Raw genomic sequence first — 19,409 nt, forward strand, 5'->3', positions numbered from 1 at the left:
GTTCCGGGGCGCACGGTCTGCTCGGCGGACCGGAGCGCGGCGCCGGGGCCGGGATCGGGGCCAGGGGGTCCAGGAGGGTGTGACGCGCCCGGATCGGGCCGGGGAGGCGGCCCGGTCCGGGCGGGTGGAGCCTTCGGTGTGGCCGGTCAGGCCGGGTCGATCTCGCGCAGGAGGCCGCTGCGGACGTCGAAGACGAAGCCGCGTACGTCGTCGGTGTGCTGCAGGAACGGCGAGGTGCGCACCCGCTGCATGGACTGCCGGACGTCCTGGTCGACGTCCCGGAAGGACTCCACCGCCCAGGCCGGGCGCTGGCCGACCTCCATCTCCAGCTCGGTGCGGAAGTCCTCGGTGAGGGCCTCCAGACCGCAGCCGGTGTGGTGGATCAGCACGATGCTGCGGGTGCCGAGCTTGCGCTGGCTGATGGTGAGGGAGCGGATCACGTCGTCGGTGACCACACCGCCGGCGTTGCGGATGGTGTGGCAGTCGCCGAGCTGCAGGCCGAGTGCCTTGTGCAGGTCGAGACGGGCGTCCATGCAGGCCACCACGGCCACGTGCAGCACGGGCCGGGCGTCCATGCCGGGGTCGGTGAAGGCGGACGCGTAGGTCCGGTTGGCGTCGACCAGGCGGTCCGTCACGGTGCCGTCCGTGGTTATGGCGCCTTCGGATCCAGTGGGAACTGCTGCGGAAGTCGTCATAGTCATGACGTTACTGGTCACGCGCGTTCAGGGCCTGCTGTGAGAGGGGACAAAGAACGTCATCGTGGCTTGTTGTGAGCTAACCCACACGGAGGGCAAAACGCGTCCGCACGGGTGATTTCCGATGAATCCCCGTCCCGGCCGGGACGCCGTACGCGCCGCGCAGGCCGGTTGATTGACCGCGCGACACGGTGGACTAAAGTGACGCGAAGCGGGAGGCGAGGCTCTCCCCGCTGGTGAAATCCCCTGGAGACCCCGGCACTGTGCCCGGGCCGTCTCCCCACGTGCGCGGTGCGCGTACCGAGCGGGCGGGGACCCGGCGGTGCGTCCCCGTGCCGGAACTGAGAGGCCCCCTTGAGCCAGAGTCGACATGTCCCGGTGATGCTCCAGCGGTGCCTGGATCTGCTGGCGCCCGCTCTGGAGCGGCCGGGCAGTGTGGTCGTCGACTGCACCCTCGGCCTCGGCGGCCACAGCGAGGCGCTGCTGACCCGCTTCCCCGAGGCCCGCCTGGTCGCCCTGGACCGCGACAAGGAGGCCCTGCGCCTGTCCGGCGAGCGGCTCGCCCCCTTCGGTGACCGCGCCACCCTGGTGCACGCCGTCTACGACGAGCTCCCCGCCGTACTCGAACGCCTCGGCATCGCGCGCGTGCAGGGCGTGCTCTTCGACCTCGGCGTCTCCTCCATGCAACTCGACGAGGCCGACCGCGGCTTCGCCTACGCCCAGGACGCGCCCCTGGACATGCGCATGGACCAGACGACCGGCATCAGCGCCGCCGAGGTCCTCAACACCTACCCGGCCGGTGATCTCGTCCGCGTCCTGTTCCAGTACGGCGAGGAGAAGCAGGCCAAGCGGATCGTCTCGGCGGTCGTCCGGGAGCGCGAGAAGGAGCCGTTCACCAACAGCGCCCGGCTCGTCGAGCTGATCCGGGACGCGCTGCCGCAGGCCGCCAAGCGCACCGGCGGCAACCCGGCCAAGCGCACCTTCCAGGCGCTGCGCATCGAGGTCAACGGCGAACTCGCCGTGCTGGAAAGGGCGATCCCGGCCGCCGTGAAGGCCCTCGCGGTCGGCGGGCGGATCGCCGTGCTGTCGTACCACTCGCTCGAGGACCGTCTCGTCAAGCAGGTGTTCGCGGCCGGCGCCGCCACCACCGCGCCGCCCGGGCTGCCGGTCGTGCCCGAGCAGTACCAGCCCCGGCTCAAGCTGCTCACGCGCGGTGCCGAACTTCCCACCGAGGAAGAGGTCGCCGAGAACCGCAGGGCCGCTCCGGCGCGTCTTCGGGGAGTCCAGCGCATCAGGGAGGAAGCCGAGTGAGCGAGCGGGGGACGTGTGAGTAGGAAACCCGAGCTGCGCGGGCGGGCGGCCCGGCTCGCCCGGCTGTTTCCGGCCGGCCGCGCCCGCCAGGCCGCCCGCACCCCGTTCGTCCTGCTCGTCGTCCTGCTCCTCGGCGGCGGCCTGATCGGCCTGCTGGTGCTGAACTCGGCGCTCAGCGAGGGCTCGTTCAAACTCGACGACCTGCAGAAGCGGACGAAGAACCTCACCGACGAGGAACAGGCGCTGCAGCGGGACATCGACGCCTACTCCGCCCCCGACGCCCTCCAGCGCCGCGCCCGCGAACTCGGCATGGTCCCCGGTGGCGACCCGGTCTTCCTCGGCCCGGACGGCACCGTGAAGGGCGTCCCCAGCCCCGCCGCCCTCCGGCAGACCACCGTGCCGCCCGCCCCCGAGGCGCTCGGCACGCGGTCCGCCGGCGCGCCCGCACCGACGGTCTCCGACTCCGCGCCGGTGACGGCGCCCGCGACCGCCGCGCCGGGGACGACCCCCACGCAGACAGCCACGCCGACGGCCACGCCGACACCCGACCCGGCCCTCACGCCCGGGACACCCCCGACCACGACCCCCGGCAGGTGACGGAAGTGCCAGACACTTCTGGAAACAGGCAGCCGCCGCGCCGCCGTGTCCCCGGCCCCGCCAAGCCGCCCCGCCCCCGGGACCCCAGGGGCGCCGTCCGGAGCCGGTCCGCCCCCGGTCCCGGCGCCCGCCCGGTGCGCCGCCCGGGCGGACCGCGCCCCCCGGCCGCACCCCCGCTGCGCCTCGGCAGCCCGCGCCCCCGGCTGCGCATGGTCGGCCTCGCCCTGACCCTGGTGCTGATGGTCTTCGTCGGCCGCCTGCTCCAGGTCCAGGCCGTCGACGCCAGCGCGTACGCGGCCAAGGCCGAGCAGAACCGGTACGTCGTGCACACCCTGGCCGCCGAGCGCGGCGGGATCACCGACCGCAACGGCGTGGCGCTGGCGATCAGCGAGGACGCGTACGACATCACCGCCGACCCCACGATGTTCACCAGCAAGCAGCTGAAGGTGAACGACGGACCCGAGCAGGCCGCCGCGCTGCTCTCCCCGATCCTCGGCAAGAGCCAGGCGGACCTCCTCAAGCTGCTGCGGCCCGAGAACAAGGAGCTGCGCTACGTCCGGCTCGCCACCCGGCAGACCCCGCAGGTCTGGAAGCAGATCAAGGACCTGAAGTCCGCGCTCACCACCAAGGCCGAGACCGACAGCGCCACCGTGAACGTGCTGGCGGGCGTCTTCGCCGACCCGAGCAGCCAGCGCGTGTACCCCAACGGCGACCTGGCCGCCGGGATACTGGGCTGGGTCAACGCCGACGGCAAGGGCGGCGGCGGCATCGAGCAGCAGCTCGACAAGGAGCTGACCGGCAAGGACGGCAAGATCCGCTACGCCCAGTCCGGCGGCCGTGAGGTGCCCACCGCGGGCTCCACCGAGACCCCGGCCGTGCCCGGCTCCGACGTCGAGCTCACCATCGACCGGGACATCCAGTGGGCGGCGCAGAACGCCATCACCGAGCAGGTCAAGAAGTCGAAGGCGGACCGCGGCTACGTGGTCGTCCAGGACACGCAGACCGGGCAGATCCTGGCGATGGCCAACTCGCCCGGCTTCGACCCGAACGACCTGTCGACGGCCGACGCCGACGCGATGGGCAACGCGGCCGTCCAGGACGCCTACGAGCCCGGCTCCACCGCCAAGGTGATGTCGATGGCGGCCGTCCTGGAGGAGAACGCCGCCACCCCGCTCACCCACGTGGTGGTGCCCAACCGGCTGCACCGCGGCGACCGGCTCTTCAAGGACGACGTCGACCACGACACCTGGTACCTCACGCTCAACGGCGTGCTCGCCAAGTCCAGCAACATCGGCACCATCCTCGCCACCGGCCAGCTCGGCAGGACCCAGGAGAAGGCCAACCAGGTCCTCTACTCGTACCTGCGCAAGTTCGGCATCGGCAGCTACTCCGGGCTGGGCTTCCCCGGCGAGACCAAGGGCATCCTGGCCGCCCCGGACAAGTGGTCGACCTCGCAGCAGTACACGATTCCTTTCGGTCAGGGCTTCTCCATCAACGCCATGCAGGCGGCCTCCGTCTACTCGACGATCGCCAACGGCGGGGTCCGCGTCGAGCCGACGCTGGTGCGCGGCGCCAAGGGTGCCGACGGCCGCTTCACCCCGGCCGTCCAGCCCGAGAAGACCCGCGTGATCAGCCAGAAGACGGCCAAGACCCTCGCCGAGATGCTGGAGTCCGTCGTGGACGACGAGCAGGGCACCGGCGCCAAGGCGGCCATCCCCGGCTACAACGTCGCGGGGAAGACCGGCACCGCCAACCGAGTGGATCCGGCCACCGGCAGGTACCGCGGCTACACCTCGTCGTTCGCCGGGTTCGCACCCGCCGACAAGCCCCGTATCACCGTCTACTGCGCCATCCAGAACGCCACCGCCGGCAGCTACTTCGGCGGCCAGATCTGCGGCCCGATCTACAAGCAGGTGATGGAGTTCGCCCTCAAGACCCTCCAGATCCCGCCGACCGGCGCCAAGGCGGCCGATCTGCCCGTCGACTACAAGCCCTGATCAGCGCCCCAGCACTTCGCACAGACCACCAGGAACGAGCTCGTGACAACGATCACCCCCGATCCCGGGAACCACGGGACGCCGCGCCCCTCGCTTCGCTCGCAGGAGGGTGCGCCCGGTACGCTCACCGCCGTGCCACACGCTGATCAGTCCCAAACCACCCAGAAGGGCGCTTCCGTGACATATCCGGGGCCGCCCAGGCCGGTTCAGGTCTCCGCAACACCCCTCGCGGAGCTCGCCGATCAGCTGGGTGCCGCCGAGCCGGAACCCGCGAAACGCACGGTCGACGTCACGGGCATCACCCATGACTCGCGCGCGGTCCGCCCCGGCGACCTGTACGCGGCCCTGCCGGGCGCCCGGCTGCACGGCGCCGACTTCGCCGCCCAGGCCGCCGGCCTCGGCGCGGTCGCCGTACTGACCGACCCGACGGGCGCCGACCGCGCCGCCGCGACCGGCCTGCCGGTCCTGGTCGTCGACGACCCGCGCGCGCGGATGGGCGAGCTGGCGGCGACCATCTACGGCCGCCCGGGCCGCGACCTGCTCCAGATCGGCATCACCGGCACGTCCGGGAAGACCACCACGGCGTACCTGGTCGAGGGCGGCCTGAAGACCACGCGCAGCACCGGTCTCATCGGCACCGTCGAGATGCGCATCGGCGACGAGCGCATCAAGTCCGAGCGCACCACCCCCGAGGCCACCGACCTCCAGGCCCTGTTCGCCGTGATGCGCGAGCGCGGGGTCGAGGCGGTCGCCATGGAGGTCTCCAGCCACGCCCTGGTCCTCGGCCGGGTCGACGGCTGCGTCTTCGACATCGCCGTCTTCACCAACCTCAGCCCGGAACACATGGAGTTCCACTCCGACATGGAGGACTACTACCGGGCCAAGGCACGGCTGTTCACCCCGGACCGCAGCAGACGGGGTGTGGTCAACGTCGACGACGAGTACGGCCGCCGGCTCGCCCGGGAGGCGTCCGTCCCGGTCGTCACCTACTCCGCGGAGGGCCACCCCGACGCCGACTGGCGGGCCGCGGACGTGCACATCGGCCCGATGGACTCGACGTTCACCGTCTTCGGGCCCGAGGGCGTGCGGGTCGCCGCCAAGTCGCCGCTGCCGGGCCCCTTCAACGTGGCGAACAGCCTCGCCGCGATCGTCGCCCTCGCCGCCGCCGGGCTCGACCCGCAGACCGCCGCCGACGGCATCGCCGCCGTGCCCGGTGTGCCGGGCCGCCTGGAGCGGGTGGACGCCGGGCAGCCCTACCTCGCGGTCGTCGACTACGCCCACAAGACGGACGCCGTCGAGTCGGTGCTGCGGGCCCTGCGCAAGGTCACCAAGGGCCGGCTGCACATCGTCCTCGGCTGCGGCGGGGACCGCGACCGGACCAAGCGGGCCCCGATGGGCGCCGCCGCGGCCCGGCTCGCCGACAGCGCCGTACTGACCTCCGACAACCCCCGCTCCGAGGACCCCCTCGCCATCCTCGCGACCATGCTCGAAGGCGCCGCCTCGGTACCCGCCCACGAGCGCGGCGAGGTGCTCCTCTTCGAGGACCGGGCCGCCGCGATCGAGGCCGCCGTCGCCCGCGCGCACCCCGGCGACACCGTACTGGTGGCCGGCAAGGGCCATGAGCAGGGCCAGGACATCGCCGGCGTGATCCGTCCCTTCGACGACCGCCAAGTGCTTCGCGAAGCTATCCAGAAGACCCAGGGATGAACTTGTGATCGCCCTCTCTCTCGCCGAGATCGCAGAAGTCGTCGGCGGGCAGACGCACGACATACCGGATCCGTCCGTCCAGGTCACCGGCGAAGTCGTCCGGGACTCCCGCGAGGTGGGGCCGGGCAGTCTGTTCGCCGCCTTCGTGGGCGAGCGCGCGGACGGCCACGACTTCGCCGCCCAGGTCGTCGAGCAGGGCGCGGTCGCCGTACTGGCGTCGCGCCCCGTCGGCGTGCCCGCGATCGTCGTGGACGACGTCCAGACCGCCCTCGGTGCCCTCGCGCGTCATGTCGTACGACGGCTCGGCGCGACCCTCGTGGCGCTGACCGGCTCGGCCGGCAAGACCAGTACCAAGGACCTCATCGCCCAGGTGCTTCGCACCAAGGCGCCGACCGTCTTCACGCCCGGCTCGCTCAACAACGAGATCGGGCTGCCGCTGACCGCACTGTCCGCCACCGGGGAGACGAAGTTCCTGGTGCTGGAGATGGGCGCCCGCGGCATCGGCCACATCCGCTACCTCACCGATCTGACGCCCCCGAAGATCGGCCTGGTCCTGAACGTCGGCACCGCCCACATCGGCGAGTTCGGCGGCCGGGAGCAGATCGCCCAGGCGAAGGGCGAGTTGGTGGAGGCGCTGCCCGCGGCCGAGGACGGCGGCGTCGCGGTCCTCAACGCGGACGACCCGTTGGTGCGGGCCATGGCCTCCCGTACCAAGGCGAAGGTGGTCCTTTTCGGAGAGTCGGCCGAAGCGGACGTACGGGCCGAGAACGTACGACTCACGGACACGGGACAGCCCGCGTTCAGCCTTCACACACCCTCCGGTGCAAGCGATGTGACCATGCGCCTGTACGGTGAGCACCACGTGTCGAACGCGCTCGCCGCGGCCGCCGTCGCCCATGAGCTGGGCATGTCCGCGGAAGAGATCGCCCTCGCGCTCTCCGAGGCGGGCTCCCTCTCCCGCTGGCGTATGGAGGTCACCGAGCGCCCGGACGGCGTGACCATCGTCAACGACGCCTACAACGCCAACCCCGAGTCCATGCGAGCCGCGCTGCGCGCGCTCGCGGCCATGGGCACAGCCTCACAGGCAAGGGGGGGACGCACGTGGGCGGTGCTCGGCAAGATGGCCGAGCTCGGGGACGAGGCGCTCGCCGAGCACGACGCGGTCGGACGGCTCGCCGTCCGGCTCAATGTCGGCAAGCTCGTCGCCGTCGGGGGAGTGGAAGCCTCCTGGCTGCAACTGGGCGCATATAACGAGGGTTCGTGGGGTGAGGAGTCGGTGCACGTGTCCGACGCACAGGCGGCGGTCGACCTGTTGCGCAGCGAGTTGCGCCCGGGGGACGTCGTCCTCGTGAAGGCGTCACGGTCGGTGGGCCTGGAGAGCGTTGCGCAGGCGCTCCTCCAGACCGGTGCCGAGGGTGTTGATGCCCGATGATGAAGCAGATCCTCTTCTCGGGCGTCATCGGTCTCTTCCTGACGCTGATCGGCACCCCGCTGCTGATCAAGCTCCTCGCCCGCAAGGGCTACGGCCAGTACATCCGTGACGACGGCCCGCGCGAGCACGCCAGCAAGCGCGGTACGCCGACGATGGGCGGTATCGCCTTCATCCTGGCGACGGTCGCCGCCTACTTCCTGTCCAAGGTGATCACCGGCTACACCCCGACCTACTCGGGCGTGCTGGTGCTCGGCCTGATGTGCGGGATGGGCCTGGTCGGCTTCCTGGACGACTACATCAAGATCGTCAAGCGGCGCTCGCTCGGTCTGCGGGCCAAGGCGAAGATGGCCGGGCAGCTGATCGTCGGCATCTCCTTCGCGGTGCTCTCGCTGCAGTTCGCCGACGCCCGCGGCAACACCCCGGCCTCCACCAAGCTGTCCTTCATCACGGACTTCGGCTGGACCATCGGCCCGGTGCTGTTCGTGGTCTGGGCGCTGTTCATGATCCTCGCGATGTCCAACGGCGTGAACCTGACGGACGGTCTGGACGGTCTGGCCACCGGCGCCTCCGTGCTCGTCTTCGGCGCCTACACGTTCATCGGCGTCTGGCAGTTCCAGGAGTCCTGCGCCAACGCGACGACCCTGACCAACCCCAACGCCTGCTACGAGGTGCGCGACCCGCTGGACCTCGCGGTCATCGCCTCCGCGCTGATGGGTTCCTGCCTCGGCTTCCTGTGGTGGAACACCTCGCCGGCCAAGATCTTCATGGGCGACACCGGTTCGCTCGCGCTCGGCGGTGTCCTGACGGGCCTGGCGATCCTCTCCCGCACGGAGCTGCTCGTCGCCATCATGGGCGGCCTGTTCGTCCTCATCACCATGTCGGTCGTCATCCAGGTCGGCTCCTTCCGGCTCACTGGCAAGCGCGTCTTCCGGATGGCACCACTCCAGCACCACTTCGAACTCAAGGGCTGGTCCGAAGTCCTTGTGGTGGTCCGCTTCTGGATCATCCAGGGCATCTGTGTGATTGTCGGACTCGGGCTCTTCTACGCAGGATGGGCAGCGGACAAGTGACCGACTGGCAGGGCAAGCACGTCACCGTCGCCGGGCTCGGCGTCTCCGGTGTCCCGGCGGCCAAGGTGCTGCACGCGCGCGGGGCGGTCGTCACGGTCGTCAACGACGGCGACGACGCACGCGCGCGTGAACAGGCCGCCGAACTGGAGGCGCTGGGCGTCACGGTACGGCTCGGTGACGGCGCGACCCTGCCCGAGGGCACCGAGCTGATCGTCACGGCGCCCGGCTGGAAGCCGGACAAGCCGCTGTTCACGGCGGCCCGCGCGGCCGGCATCGAGATCTGGGGCGACGTCGAACTGGCCTGGCGGCTCCGCGGCCCCGGCGCCGCCCCCTGGCTCGCCGTCACCGGCACCAACGGCAAGACCACCACCGTCCAGATGCTGGCGTCGATCCTGAAGGCCGCGGGCCTGCGCACGGCCGCCGTCGGCAACATCGGCGTCTCCCTGCTCGACGCGGTCCTCGGCGACGAGGAGTACGACGTCCTCGCGGTGGAGCTGTCCAGCTACCAGCTGCACTGGGCGCCCTCGCTGCGCGCCCACTCCGCGGCCGTGCTGAACCTCGCCCCGGACCACCTCGACTGGCACGGCTCCATGGAGGCGTACGCCAAGGACAAGGGCCGCATCTACGAGGGCAACCGGGTCGCCTGCGTCTACAACGTCGCCGACAAGCTCACCGAGGAGCTGGTGCGCGAGGCCGACGTCGAGGAGGGCTGCCGGGCCATCGGCTTCACCCTCGGCACCCCGGGCCCCTCCCAGCTCGGCGTCGTGGACGGCATCCTCGTCGACCGCGCCTTCGTCGAGAACCGGCAGAAGAACGCCCAGGAGCTGGCCGAGGTCTCCGACGTCAACCCGCCGGCCCCGCACAACATCGCCAACGCCCTTGCCGCCGCGGCCCTCGCGCGCGCCTTCGGGGTGCCGCCCACGGCCGTACGCGACGGGCTGCGGGCCTTCACTCCGGACGCCCACCGCATCGCGCACGTGGCCGACATGGACGGGGTCGCCTACGTCGACGACTCCAAGGCGACCAACACCCACGCGGCCGAAGCCTCGTTGGCATCATATGAGTCGATCGTATGGATTGCGGGCGGTCTGGCGAAGGGCGCGACCTTCGACGAGCTGGTCGCCAAGTCGGCAAAGCGGCTTCGCGGTGTGGTGCTCATCGGCGCCGATCGCGCCCTCATCCGGGACGCCCTCGCGCGACACGCGCCGGAAGTCCCGGTCGTCGACCTCGACCGGACCGACACTGGGGCGATGCTCGCGGCGGTCCAGGAGGCCCGGCGGCTGGCGGTCGAGGGCGACACGGTGCTCCTTGCGCCCGCCTGTGCCTCCATGGACATGTTCGCCAACTACAACCAGCGCGGTGACGCGTTCGCCCAGGCTGTTCGCGAACTCGGCGCCTGACCCGGCCGCCTGCCGGGCGACCTTGGGAGGGACGCGTGGGACGGTCGACGTTCAGCGGAGGCGTTGATGTCCGGTAGCCGCACCGGCCGCCCGCCCGTACAGCGGGCGGTCCGCCGCCCCGCCGCGCCCCGCGCCGCGCGCGAGAACCCGCTGCGGCGGTTCTACCTGCGCGCCCAACGGGCCTGGGACCGGCCGCTGACCGCGTACTACCTGATCCTCGGCGGCAGTCTGCTGATCATCGTGCTGGGTCTGGTGATGGTCTACTCGGCCTCCCAGATCACCGCGCTGCAGATGTCGCTGCCCGGCTCGTTCTTCTTCCGGAAGCAGTTCCTGGCCGCCTGCATCGGCGGCGTGCTGCTGCTCGTGGCCTCCCGCATGCCGGTGAAGCTGCACCGGGCGCTCGCCTACCCGATCCTCGCCGGCGCCGTCTTCATGATGGCGCTCGTGCAGGTCCCCGGGATAGGGATGTCCGTCAACGGCAACCAGAACTGGATCTCGCTCGGCGGCTCCTTCCAGATCCAGCCCAGCGAGTTCGGCAAGCTCGCCCTGGTGCTGTGGGGCGCCGACCTGATGGCGCGCAAACAGGAGAAGCGGCTGCTGACCCAGTGGAAGCACATGCTGGTGCCGCTCGTTCCGGTGAGCTTCCTGCTGCTCGGGCTGATCATGCTCGGCGGCGACATGGGCACGGCGATCATCCTCACCGCGATCCTGTTCGGCCTGCTGTGGCTGGCGGGGGCCCCGACCCGGCTGTTCGCCGCCGTGCTGTCCATCGCGGGCGTGCTCGGTGTGATCCTCATCAAGACCAGCCCCAACCGGATGGCCCGGCTCGCCTGCATCGGCGCCACCGAGCCGAGGAGCGGCGTCGCCGACTGCTGGCAGGCGGTTCATGGCATCTACGCCCTGGCCTCCGGCGGGCTCTTCGGATCCGGCCTCGGCGCGAGTGTGGAGAAATGGGGACAACTCCCCGAAGCCCACACCGACTTCATCTTCGCCGTCACCGGTGAGGAACTGGGTCTGGCGGGGACGCTGTCGGTACTGGCCCTCTTCGCGGCTCTAGGCTATGCGGGTATCCGCGTGGCCGGACGCACGGAGGACCCCTTCGTGAGGTACGCCGCGGGAGGCGTGACCACCTGGATCACCGCCCAGGCGGTGATCAACATCGGTGCGGTGCTCGGCCTGCTGCCGATCGCCGGCGTCCCCCTCCCGCTGTTCTCCTACGGAGGCTCCGCCCTGCTGCCGACCATGTTCGCCATCGGGTTGCTGATCGCCTTCGCGCGCGACGAGCCCGGTGCGCGGGCGGCGCTTGCGATGCGGCAACCTCGCTTTGGTAGAAAGCGGGGAGCCGGGGGCCCTCAGGGGCCTCGGAGATGGAACACGATGCGACGGCGGGCCCCCGCGGCCCGCCCGTCCGGAGAGCGGTGAATTTCGGTGCATGTCGTACTCGCCGGCGGGGGTACCGCGGGCCACATCGAGCCCGCGCTCGCCCTCGCGGACGCCCTGCGCAGGCAGGACCCCACCGTGGGGATCACGGCCCTGGGCACGGAACGCGGCCTGGAGACCACGCTCGTCCCGCAGCGCGGCTACGAGCTGGCGCTGATCCCGGCGGTGCCACTGCCCCGCAGGCCCACCCCCGAGCTGATCACCGTCCCCGGCCGGCTGCGCGGCACCATCAAGGCGGCCGAGCAGATCCTGGAGCGCACCAAGGCGGACTGTGTCGCGGGCTTCGGCGGCTATGTCGCCCTGCCCGCCTACCTCGCCGCCAAGCGCCTCGGCGTGCCGATCGTGATCCACGAGGCCAACGCCCGCCCCGGCCTGGCCAACAAGATCGGCTCCCGGTACGCCGCCAAGGTCGCGGTCTCCACCCCGGACAGCAAGCTGCGCGACGCCCGCTACATCGGCATCCCGCTGCGCCGCTCCATCGCCACCCTGGACCGCGCCGCCGCCCGACCCGAGGCCCGCCACCGCTTCGGCCTCGACCCCAACCTGCCCACGCTGCTGGTCTCCGGCGGCTCCCAGGGCGCCCGCCGCCTCAACGAGGTCGTGCAGCAGGTCGCGCCCTGGCTGCAGCAGGCCGGCATCCAGATCCTGCACGCGGTCGGCCCGAAGAACGAACTGCCGCAGGTGCACCAGATGCCGGGGATGCCGCCCTACATCCCGGTAAGTTACCTGGACCGGATGGACCTCGCGTACGCCGCGGCCGACATGATGCTCTGCCGCGCGGGCGCGATGACCGTCGCCGAGCTCTCCGCCGTCGGACTCCCGGCCGCCTACGTCCCGCTGCCCATCGGCAACGGCGAACAGCGGCTGAACGCCCAGCCGGTGGTCAAGGCCGGCGGCGGCCTGCTGGTCGACGACGCGGAACTCACCCCGGAATGGGTGCAGCAGAACGTCCTGCCCGTGCTCGCCGACCCGCACCGGCTGTACGAGATGTCCCGCGCGGCGAGCGAGTTCGGCCGCCGGGACGCCGACGACCTGCTCGTCGGCATGGTGTACGAGGCGATCGCCTCGAGCCGATAGGACCGTATGACGAAGGGCAAGTGAGCAGCGTGGCCGGATCGACCACCGCCGAACGCGGTGAACGCCAGCAGGAGTCGTCCGGCCCGCCGCTCGTCCGTCGGCTGCGGAACCGCCGCTTTCGCAGGATCGTCATCCTGGTCCTGTCCGTGGTGCTCCTCGGCTCCGGCTCCGTGTGGCTGCTGTACGGCTCCCCGTGGCTGCGCGTCCGCCATGTCTCCGTCTCCGGTACAGCCGTTCTGACCCCCGAGCAGGTCCTGGAGGCCGCAGACGTCCCCGTCGGGGCGCCGCTGGTCTCCGTCGACACCGACGGGATCGAGGCCCGGCTGCGCCGGAAACTGCCCCGCATCGACACGGTGGACGTGGTCCGTTCCTGGCCCCGCGGAATCGGGCTGAAAGTGACCGAGCGTACTCCCGTACTGCTCATCGAAAAGGGCGGGTTTTTCACCGAAGTGGACAGGGAAGGCGTCCGGTTCGCCACGGTTTCGCAGGCGCCGAAAGGCGTCCCGGCGCTGGAATTGAGTCTGTCCCGGTCGGGTTCGGCGACCGCGAGCCTGCGCCGGTTCGGCACCGACCGGCTGGTGCGGGAGGCGGTCGACGTCGCGCGTGCCATTCCGGCCGTCGTCCGCCGGGACACCCGGACCCTCAAGGTCCGTTCCTACGACGACATCTCGCTGGAGTTGGGCGGCGGCCGTGTCGTGGAGTGGGGCAGTTCCGAGAACGGCGCCGCGAAGGCGCGTACGCTCACCGCACTCCTGAAAGCCGCTCCGGGCGCCCGGCACTTCGACGTGAGTGTTCCCACCGCCCCTGCGTCATCGGCGAGTTGACGCACATCAGCGCAGGCCAGCACCCTGGTTGGGCACTGCTACGGCTGATCACATAGGGTGAAAAGAAAAACGGGAGGTTCGGCGTGTTCGTTGAACGGGCGCCACTTGTCGACTTAGTGTCCTGTTCAGAAGACTTCAAGGAACGGACACACTGGTAACCCTAAACTTCAACGTTAGGGTTCGGGTCGGCGCTACGGACCGTCCCAATCGGCATCTGCCGTCCCGCGCGGGCACCGCACGTGGACGGCAACGTAATTCGAGGCGAGAGGCCTTCGACGTGGCAGCACCGCAGAACTACCTCGCAGTCATCAAGGTCATCGGTGTCGGCGGCGGTGGTGTCAATGCCATCAACCGGATGATCGAGGTCGGCCTCAAGGGCGTCGAGTTCATCGCCATCAACACCGACGCACAGGCGCTGTTGATGAGCGACGCCGACGTCAAGCTCGACGTCGGCCGTGAACTCACCCGCGGACTCGGCGCCGGCGCCAACCCGGCCGTCGGCCGCAAGGCCGCCGAGGACCACCGCGAGGAGATCGAGGAGGTCCTCAAGGGGGCCGACATGGTCTTCGTGACGGCCGGCGAAGGCGGCGGCACCGGCACCGGCGGCGCGCCCGTCGTGGCCAACATCGCGCGCTCCCTCGGCGCCCTCACCATCGGCGTGGTCACCCGCCCGTTCACCTTCGAGGGCCGGCGCCGCGCCAACCAGGCCGAGGACGGCATCGCCGAACTCCGCGAAGAGGTCGACACCCTCATCGTCATCCCGAACGACCGGCTGCTGTCCATCTCGGACCGCCAGGTCTCGGTGCTCGACGCCTTCAAGTCGGCCGACCAGGTCCTGCTCTCCGGTGTCCAGGGCATCACCGACCTCATCACCACCCCCGGCCTGATCAACCTCGACTTCGCCGACGTCAAGTCGGTCATGTCCGAGGCCGGTTCGGCCCTCATGGGCATCGGCTCGGCCCGCGGCGACGACCGCGCGGTGGCCGCCGCCGAGATGGCGATCTCCTCGCCGCTCCTGGAGGCCTCCATCGACGGCGCCCGGGGCGTCCTGCTCTCCATCTCCGGCGGCTCCGACCTCGGCCTGTTCGAGATCAACGAGGCCGCCCAGCTGGTCAGCGAGGCCGCCCACCCCGAGGCCAACATCATCTTCGGCGCGGTCATCGACGACGCCCTCGGCGACGAGGTCCGCGTCACCGTCATCGCGGCCGGCTTCGACGGGGGCCAGCCCCCGGCCCGCCGGGACAACGTGCTCGGCTCGTCCTCGGCCTCCGCCCGCCGCGAGGAGCCCGCTCCCGCCCGGCGCGAGCCCGAGCGCCCCTCCTTCGGCTCGCTCGGCAGCGTGACCCCGAAGGAGGAGCCGGAGCCGGCGCCCGAGCCGGTGGCCGACATCCCGGTCGCCCCGCCGGTCCCGCCGTCCCGTTCCTACACGGACAGCGCGGCCGAGGAACTGGACGTACCGGACTTCCTCAAGTGATCCTTACGACGTGATAGGACAGCGCGAGACCGTGAGCGGCGCGCACTTCGTCTTCACCGACAGGTGGGGCGGGGTGAGCGCCGCTCCGTACGAGGAGCTCAACCTGGGCGGGGCGGTCGGCGACGACCCCGGCGTGGTACGGACCAACCGGGAGATCGCCGCCAAGTCGCTCGGCCTGGACCCCGGACTGGTGGTCTGGATGAACCAGGTCCACGGAAACGACGTCGCCGTCGTGGACGAACCCTGGGGAGACCGGCCGGTACCCGAGGTCGATGCGGTGGTCACCGCGCGCCGGGGGCTCGCCCTCGCCGTGCTCACCGCCGACTGCACGCCGGTCCTGCTGGCCGACCCGGCCGCCGGGATCGTGGCCGCCGCCCACGCGGGCCGGCCCGGCATGATCGCCGGAGTCGTCCCCGCCGCCGTGCGCGCCATGACGGAACTCGGCGCCGACCCGGGCCGGATCGTCGCCCGCACCGGACCCGCCGTCTGCGGCCGGTGCTACGAGGTGCCGGAGGCGATGCGCGCCGAGGTGGCCGCCGTCGAGCCGACGGCGCGCGCCGAGACCAGCTGGGGCACTCCGGCGGTGGACGTGAGCGCCGGAGTGCACGCACAGCTCGCGCGCGCCGGAGTGCTCGACCGGGCGCAGTCGCCGGTGTGCACGCTGGAGTCGGGCGATCACTTCTCGTACCGGAGGGACCGCACCACCGGGCGGCTCGCCGGCTATGTATGGCTGGACTGATGGGGCATGACGGACCGTAAGACCGAGATCGCCGCGAACCTGGCGAAAGTGGAGGAGCGCATCGCCGCCGCCTGTGCTGCGGCCGGGCGCAAGCGGGAGGAGGTGACCCTGATCGTGGTCACCAAGACCTACCCGGCGAGCGACGTGCGGATCCTGTCGGGGCTCGGGGTGCGCCACGTCGCCGAGAACCGGGACCAGGACGCGGCCCCCAAGGCCGCCGAATGTTCGGATCTGCCCTTGATCTGGCACTTTGTCGGTCAACTCCAGACCAATAAAGTGCGATCCGTGGTGGGATACGCGGGTCTCGTGCAGTCCGTCGATCGCCCCAGGCTCGTGGACGCGCTGTCCAGGGAGGCGGTGCGGGCCGGACGCGAGGTCGGGTGCCTCCTCCAGGTCGCGCTCGACGCGGGCGCGAACGGCCGGGGGGAGCGCGGCGGCGTGGCGCCGGACGGAATCGAAGAGTTGGCCGCCCTCGTCGCCCGTTCGCCGGGACTTCGGCTCGACGGACTCATGACCGTCGCTCCGCTCACCGGGGAGTACGCGGGGCGCCAACGCGCGGCGTTCGAGCGGTTGATGGATTTGTCGACCGACCTGCGCCGAGACCATCCGGCTGCGAACATGGTCTCCGCAGGGATGAGTGCGGACCTTGAGGAAGCCGTGGCCGCCGGGGCGACACATGTACGCGTCGGCACCGCGGTACTCGGAGTCCGCCCCAGGCTCGGGTAACGTCGCCAAGAAGTCGGACCACAGCAGAAAATATGGTCAATGCCGCCCCAAGGCGGTCACAACGACCTTGTGGATCGCGGGACTTGGCAGTCGTCACCGATCCACCACAGAGCGGAGGACTCAGAGCATGGCCGGCGCGATGCGCAAGATGGCGGTCTACCTCGGCCTCGTGGAGGACGATGGGTACGACGGCCGCGGTTTCGACCCAGACGACGACTTCGAGCCCGAACTGGACCCGGAGCCCGAGCGGGACCACCGGCGGCACGAGCCGCCACACCAGTCCCACGGTTCACACCTGTCCCAAAGGGACGATTCGGTACGAGTGGTGCAACCGTCGCCCCCGCGCGAACCGGTGTCGCATTCCGCCGCGCTCCCCGCGGAATCGGGACGCCCGGCGCGCATCGCCCCCGTGGCGTCCATCACACAAGAACGCGCAAGCCTGGAGAAGAACGCACCGGTGATCATGCCCAAGGTCGTGTCGGAACGAGAGCCTTACCGGATCACCACACTTCACCCCCGGACCTACAACGAGGCCCGTACCATCGGGGAACACTTCCGTGAGGGCACCCCGGTGATCATGAATCTGACTGAGATGGATGACACAGACGCGAAGCGACTTGTCGACTTTGCGGCTGGTTTGGTGTTTGGTCTTCACGGAAGCATCGAGCGGGTGACGCAGAAGGTGTTCCTGTTGTCGCCTGCTAACGTCGATGTCACGGCGGAGGACAAGGCCCGCATCGCAGAGGGCGGGTTCTTCAACCAGAGCTGAGACGCAAGACCGGTACTAGGCACGGAAACAGGGGAGAGGGAAAGCACGGATCATGAGCGTGTTCCTGGATGTGATCTACATCGCGCTGATGTGCTTCCTCATCGTGCTCATCTTCCGGTTGGTCATGGACTACGTGTTCCAGTTCGCCCGCTCATGGCAACCCGGCAAGGCGATGGTGGTCGTACTTGAGGCCACCTACACTGTCACCGATCCACCGCTCAAGCTTCTGCGGCGGTTCATTCCGCCGCTGCGTCTCGGGGGCGTGGCACTCGACCTGTCCTTCTTCGTACTGATGATCATCGTCTACATCCTGATCGCGATCGTTGGTCGGCTGTGATGAGCGATGTGACCTACCGTCTTGCCGATGCCGACGACTACGTTGAGGTGAAGAGATGCCGTTGACCCCCGAGGACGTGCGGAACAAGCAGTTCACGACCGTCCGCCTCCGAGAAGGCTATGACGAGGACGAGGTCGATGCCTTCCTCGACGAGGTCGAAGCCGAACTGACGCGCCTGCTCCGCGAGAACGAGGACCTGCGCGCCAAGCTGGCCGCGGCCACGCGCGCTGCTGCCCAGAACCAGCAGAACATGCGCAAGCCTCCGGAGCCGCAGGACCAGGGCGGTATGCCCCAGGGCGGAATGCCGCAGCAGGGCATGCCTCAGCAGGGTGGCATGCCGCAGCAGGGCATGCCTCAGGGCGGTATGCCGCAGCAGGGCATGCGAGGTCCCGGCGCTCCGGTGCCCGCCGGCATATCGGGCCCGCCGCAGCAGCAGATGGGTGGCCCCATGGGCGGTCCCCCGCAGCTGCCGAGCGGCGCCCCGCAGCTGCCGGCCGGTCCCAGTGGCCAGGGTCCGCAGGGTCCCGGTCCGATGGGTCAGGGTCCGATGGGTCCCGGCCCCATGGGTCAGGGTCCGATGGGGCAGGGCCCCATGGGTCAGGGTCCCGGCCCGATGGGTCAGGGTCCGATGGGTCAGGGTCCCGGTCCGATGGGCCAGGGCATGGGCCCGATGGGTGGCCAGCCCCCCATGCAGCAGCAGATGGGTGGCCCGATGGGCGGCCCCATGGGCGGTCCGATGGGCGGCCCCGGTCAGGGCCCCGGTGGCGACAGCGCCGCCCGTGTCCTCTCGCTGGCCCAGCAGACCGCCGACCAGGCGATCGCCGAGGCCCGCTCCGAGGCCAACAAGATCGTCGGCGAGGCCCGCAGCCGCGCCGAGGGTCTCGAGCGTGACGCCCGTGCCAAGGCCGACGCGCTGGAGCGGGACGCGCAGGAGAAGCACCGCGTCGCGATGGGCTCCCTGGAGTCCGCGCGCGCCACGCTGGAGCGCAAGGTCGAGGACCTGCGCGGCTTCGAGCGCGAGTACCGCACGCGTCTGAAGTCGTACCTGGAGTCGCAGCTGCGTCAGCTGGAGACCCAGGCCGACGACTCCCTGGCGCCCCCGCGCACCCCGGCCGCGGCCTCCCTCCCGCCGTCCCCGGCGCCCTCCATGGCCCCGGCCGGCGCGAGCGCCCCGTCCTACGGCGGCAACCCGTCCATGGGCGGTCCGTCCATGGGTGGCCCGTCGATGGGCGCCCCGTCCCCCGCTGCCCCGTCCTACGGCGGCCAGCAGCAGATGACGCCGGCGATGACCCAGCCGATGGCACCGGTTCGCCCGCAGGGCCCCTCTCCGATGGGCCAGGCGCCGTCCCCGATGCGCGGCTTCCTGATCGACGAGGACGACAACTGACGGCGGGCGCGTAGCGCGCGCGTAGCCGTCGGCAGAGCACCAGAGGGCGGGGCCCCGGATTCCGATCCGGGGCCCCGCCCTTTTTACGCGGGTTGCGTCCCACCCGCTTCCCAACGGCGCCCACCACCCCCACCAGGGGCGCGGGGAACCGCGCACGATGCGGGCTCCGACCTGGAGGTGTGAGGGGGCGGCGTTTGGAGGGGCGCGGGGAACCGCGCACGGTGCGGGCTCCGACCCGCAGGTGTGAGGCGGCGGCGCTTGAAGGGGCGCGGGGAACCGCGCACGGTGCGGGCTCCGACCTGGAGGTGTGAGGCGGCGGCGCTTGAAGGGGCGCGGGGAACCGCGCACGGTGCGGGCTCCGACCCGCAGGTGTGAGGCGGCGGCGCTTGAAGGGGCGCGGGGAACCGCGCACGCTCACGGTCCCGGC

At 70.9% G+C, this 19,409-nt stretch carries 17 protein-coding genes; 16 read left to right on the top strand and 1 reads right to left on the bottom strand.

From position 1 onward, the window contains the following. Window positions 1-146: 146 nt before the first annotated feature. Window positions 147-695 (bottom strand): beta-class carbonic anhydrase, encoded by a 549-nt coding sequence (locus ACGF5O_RS02495; protein WP_393808066.1) that lies wholly within the window; start codon window positions 693-695, stop codon window positions 147-149. Between the two features lie 354 nt (window positions 696-1,049). Between ACGF5O_RS02495 and rsmH the strand changes: the two genes are divergently transcribed. The 16 genes from rsmH to ACGF5O_RS02575 all read left to right on the top strand — a co-directional run bounded on the left by rsmH (window position 1,050) and on the right by ACGF5O_RS02575 (window position 18,982). Beyond that, window positions 1,050-2,006, top strand: coding sequence for a 16S rRNA (cytosine(1402)-N(4))-methyltransferase RsmH (rsmH, locus tag ACGF5O_RS02500; protein ID WP_393808067.1), 957 nt, complete (start codon window positions 1,050-1,052; stop codon window positions 2,004-2,006). Window positions 2,007-2,021: 15 nt separating this feature from the next. After that, the gene (locus tag ACGF5O_RS02505; protein ID WP_393808068.1) at window positions 2,022-2,603 is read left to right on the top strand and encodes a septum formation initiator family protein; all 582 of its coding nucleotides are present in this window, start codon (window positions 2,022-2,024) and stop codon (window positions 2,601-2,603) included. Then, complete coding sequence (locus ACGF5O_RS02510; RefSeq protein ID WP_393808069.1) at window positions 2,600-4,600, top strand: peptidoglycan D,D-transpeptidase FtsI family protein; 2,001 nt, start codon at window positions 2,600-2,602, stop codon at window positions 4,598-4,600. The genes ACGF5O_RS02505 and ACGF5O_RS02510 overlap by 4 nt, the downstream gene beginning before the upstream one ends. 42 nt (window positions 4,601-4,642) lie before the next feature. Beyond that, window positions 4,643-6,307 carry a UDP-N-acetylmuramoyl-L-alanyl-D-glutamate--2,6-diaminopimelate ligase gene (locus ACGF5O_RS02515; protein ID WP_393808070.1) on the top strand — a complete coding sequence of 555 codons (1,665 nt, stop codon included), beginning with the start codon at window positions 4,643-4,645 and terminating at the stop codon, window positions 6,305-6,307. Window positions 6,308-6,311: 4 nt separating this feature from the next. Further along, window positions 6,312-7,739: a UDP-N-acetylmuramoyl-tripeptide--D-alanyl-D-alanine ligase gene (gene murF / locus ACGF5O_RS02520; RefSeq protein ID WP_393808071.1), complete on the top strand. Its 1,428-nt coding sequence runs from the start codon at window positions 6,312-6,314 to the stop codon at window positions 7,737-7,739. After that, on the top strand, window positions 7,739-8,809 hold the full coding sequence (gene mraY / locus ACGF5O_RS02525; RefSeq protein WP_362581947.1) for a phospho-N-acetylmuramoyl-pentapeptide-transferase: 1,071 nt from the start codon (window positions 7,739-7,741) through the stop codon (window positions 8,807-8,809). The genes murF and mraY overlap by 1 nt, the downstream gene beginning before the upstream one ends. Next, entirely contained in the window at window positions 8,791-10,209 is a 1,419-nt protein-coding gene (murD, locus tag ACGF5O_RS02530) for a UDP-N-acetylmuramoyl-L-alanine--D-glutamate ligase (protein WP_393808072.1), read from the top strand. Before mraY ends, murD begins: the two co-directional genes overlap by 19 nt. 66 nt (window positions 10,210-10,275) lie before the next feature. Then, the gene (ftsW, locus tag ACGF5O_RS02535) at window positions 10,276-11,631 is read left to right on the top strand and encodes a putative lipid II flippase FtsW (protein WP_393808073.1); all 1,356 of its coding nucleotides are present in this window, start codon (window positions 10,276-10,278) and stop codon (window positions 11,629-11,631) included. 6 nt (window positions 11,632-11,637) lie between these two features. Beyond that, entirely contained in the window at window positions 11,638-12,726 is a 1,089-nt protein-coding gene (gene murG / locus ACGF5O_RS02540; protein WP_362581660.1) for an undecaprenyldiphospho-muramoylpentapeptide beta-N-acetylglucosaminyltransferase, read from the top strand. A gap of 29 nt (window positions 12,727-12,755) precedes the next feature. Further along, on the top strand, window positions 12,756-13,550 hold the full coding sequence (locus ACGF5O_RS02545) for a cell division protein FtsQ/DivIB (RefSeq protein ID WP_393808401.1): 795 nt from the start codon (window positions 12,756-12,758) through the stop codon (window positions 13,548-13,550). A gap of 277 nt (window positions 13,551-13,827) precedes the next feature. Then, on the top strand, window positions 13,828-15,024 hold the full coding sequence (gene ftsZ / locus ACGF5O_RS02550; RefSeq protein WP_089101080.1) for a cell division protein FtsZ: 1,197 nt from the start codon (window positions 13,828-13,830) through the stop codon (window positions 15,022-15,024). Between the two features lie 10 nt (window positions 15,025-15,034). After that, complete coding sequence (gene pgeF, locus ACGF5O_RS02555; RefSeq protein WP_393808074.1) at window positions 15,035-15,763, top strand: peptidoglycan editing factor PgeF; 729 nt, start codon at window positions 15,035-15,037, stop codon at window positions 15,761-15,763. Window positions 15,764-15,769: 6 nt separating this feature from the next. Next, on the top strand, window positions 15,770-16,489 hold the full coding sequence (locus tag ACGF5O_RS02560) for a YggS family pyridoxal phosphate-dependent enzyme (RefSeq protein ID WP_362581656.1): 720 nt from the start codon (window positions 15,770-15,772) through the stop codon (window positions 16,487-16,489). 127 nt (window positions 16,490-16,616) lie between these two features. Continuing rightward, on the top strand, window positions 16,617-17,258 hold the full coding sequence (locus ACGF5O_RS02565) for a cell division protein SepF (protein ID WP_362581654.1): 642 nt from the start codon (window positions 16,617-16,619) through the stop codon (window positions 17,256-17,258). A gap of 52 nt (window positions 17,259-17,310) precedes the next feature. Beyond that, window positions 17,311-17,595, top strand: a complete 285-nt coding sequence (locus ACGF5O_RS02570; RefSeq protein ID WP_046729537.1) for a YggT family protein — start codon at window positions 17,311-17,313, stop codon at window positions 17,593-17,595. A 55-nt stretch (window positions 17,596-17,650) separates the two neighbouring features. Further along, window positions 17,651-18,982 (top strand): DivIVA domain-containing protein, encoded by a 1,332-nt coding sequence (locus ACGF5O_RS02575; RefSeq protein ID WP_393808075.1) that lies wholly within the window; start codon window positions 17,651-17,653, stop codon window positions 18,980-18,982. Window positions 18,983-19,409: the final 427 nt, after the last annotated feature.

Origin of the sequence: Streptomyces sp. NPDC048291, assembly GCF_043201715.1 — a bacterium.
Taxonomy (GTDB): Bacteria; Actinomycetota; Actinomycetes; order Streptomycetales; family Streptomycetaceae; genus Streptomyces.

Coding starts and splice junctions, on each gene's coding strand:
- murD (WP_393808072.1), top strand. CDS start 8,791: ATGGGCAGCGGACAAGTGACCGACTGGCAGGGCAAGCACGTCACCGTC.
- ftsW (WP_393808073.1), top strand. CDS start 10,276: ATGTCCGGTAGCCGCACCGGCCGCCCGCCCGTACAGCGGGCGGTCCGC.
- ACGF5O_RS02570 (WP_046729537.1), top strand. CDS start 17,311: ATGAGCGTGTTCCTGGATGTGATCTACATCGCGCTGATGTGCTTCCTC.
- ACGF5O_RS02560 (WP_362581656.1), top strand. CDS start 15,770: ATGACGGACCGTAAGACCGAGATCGCCGCGAACCTGGCGAAAGTGGAG.
- ACGF5O_RS02565 (WP_362581654.1), top strand. CDS start 16,617: ATGGCCGGCGCGATGCGCAAGATGGCGGTCTACCTCGGCCTCGTGGAG.
- ACGF5O_RS02575 (WP_393808075.1), top strand. CDS start 17,651: ATGCCGTTGACCCCCGAGGACGTGCGGAACAAGCAGTTCACGACCGTC.
- mraY (WP_362581947.1), top strand. CDS start 7,739: ATGAAGCAGATCCTCTTCTCGGGCGTCATCGGTCTCTTCCTGACGCTG.
- ACGF5O_RS02495 (WP_393808066.1), bottom strand. CDS start 695: ATGACGACTTCCGCAGCAGTTCCCACTGGATCCGAAGGCGCCATAACC.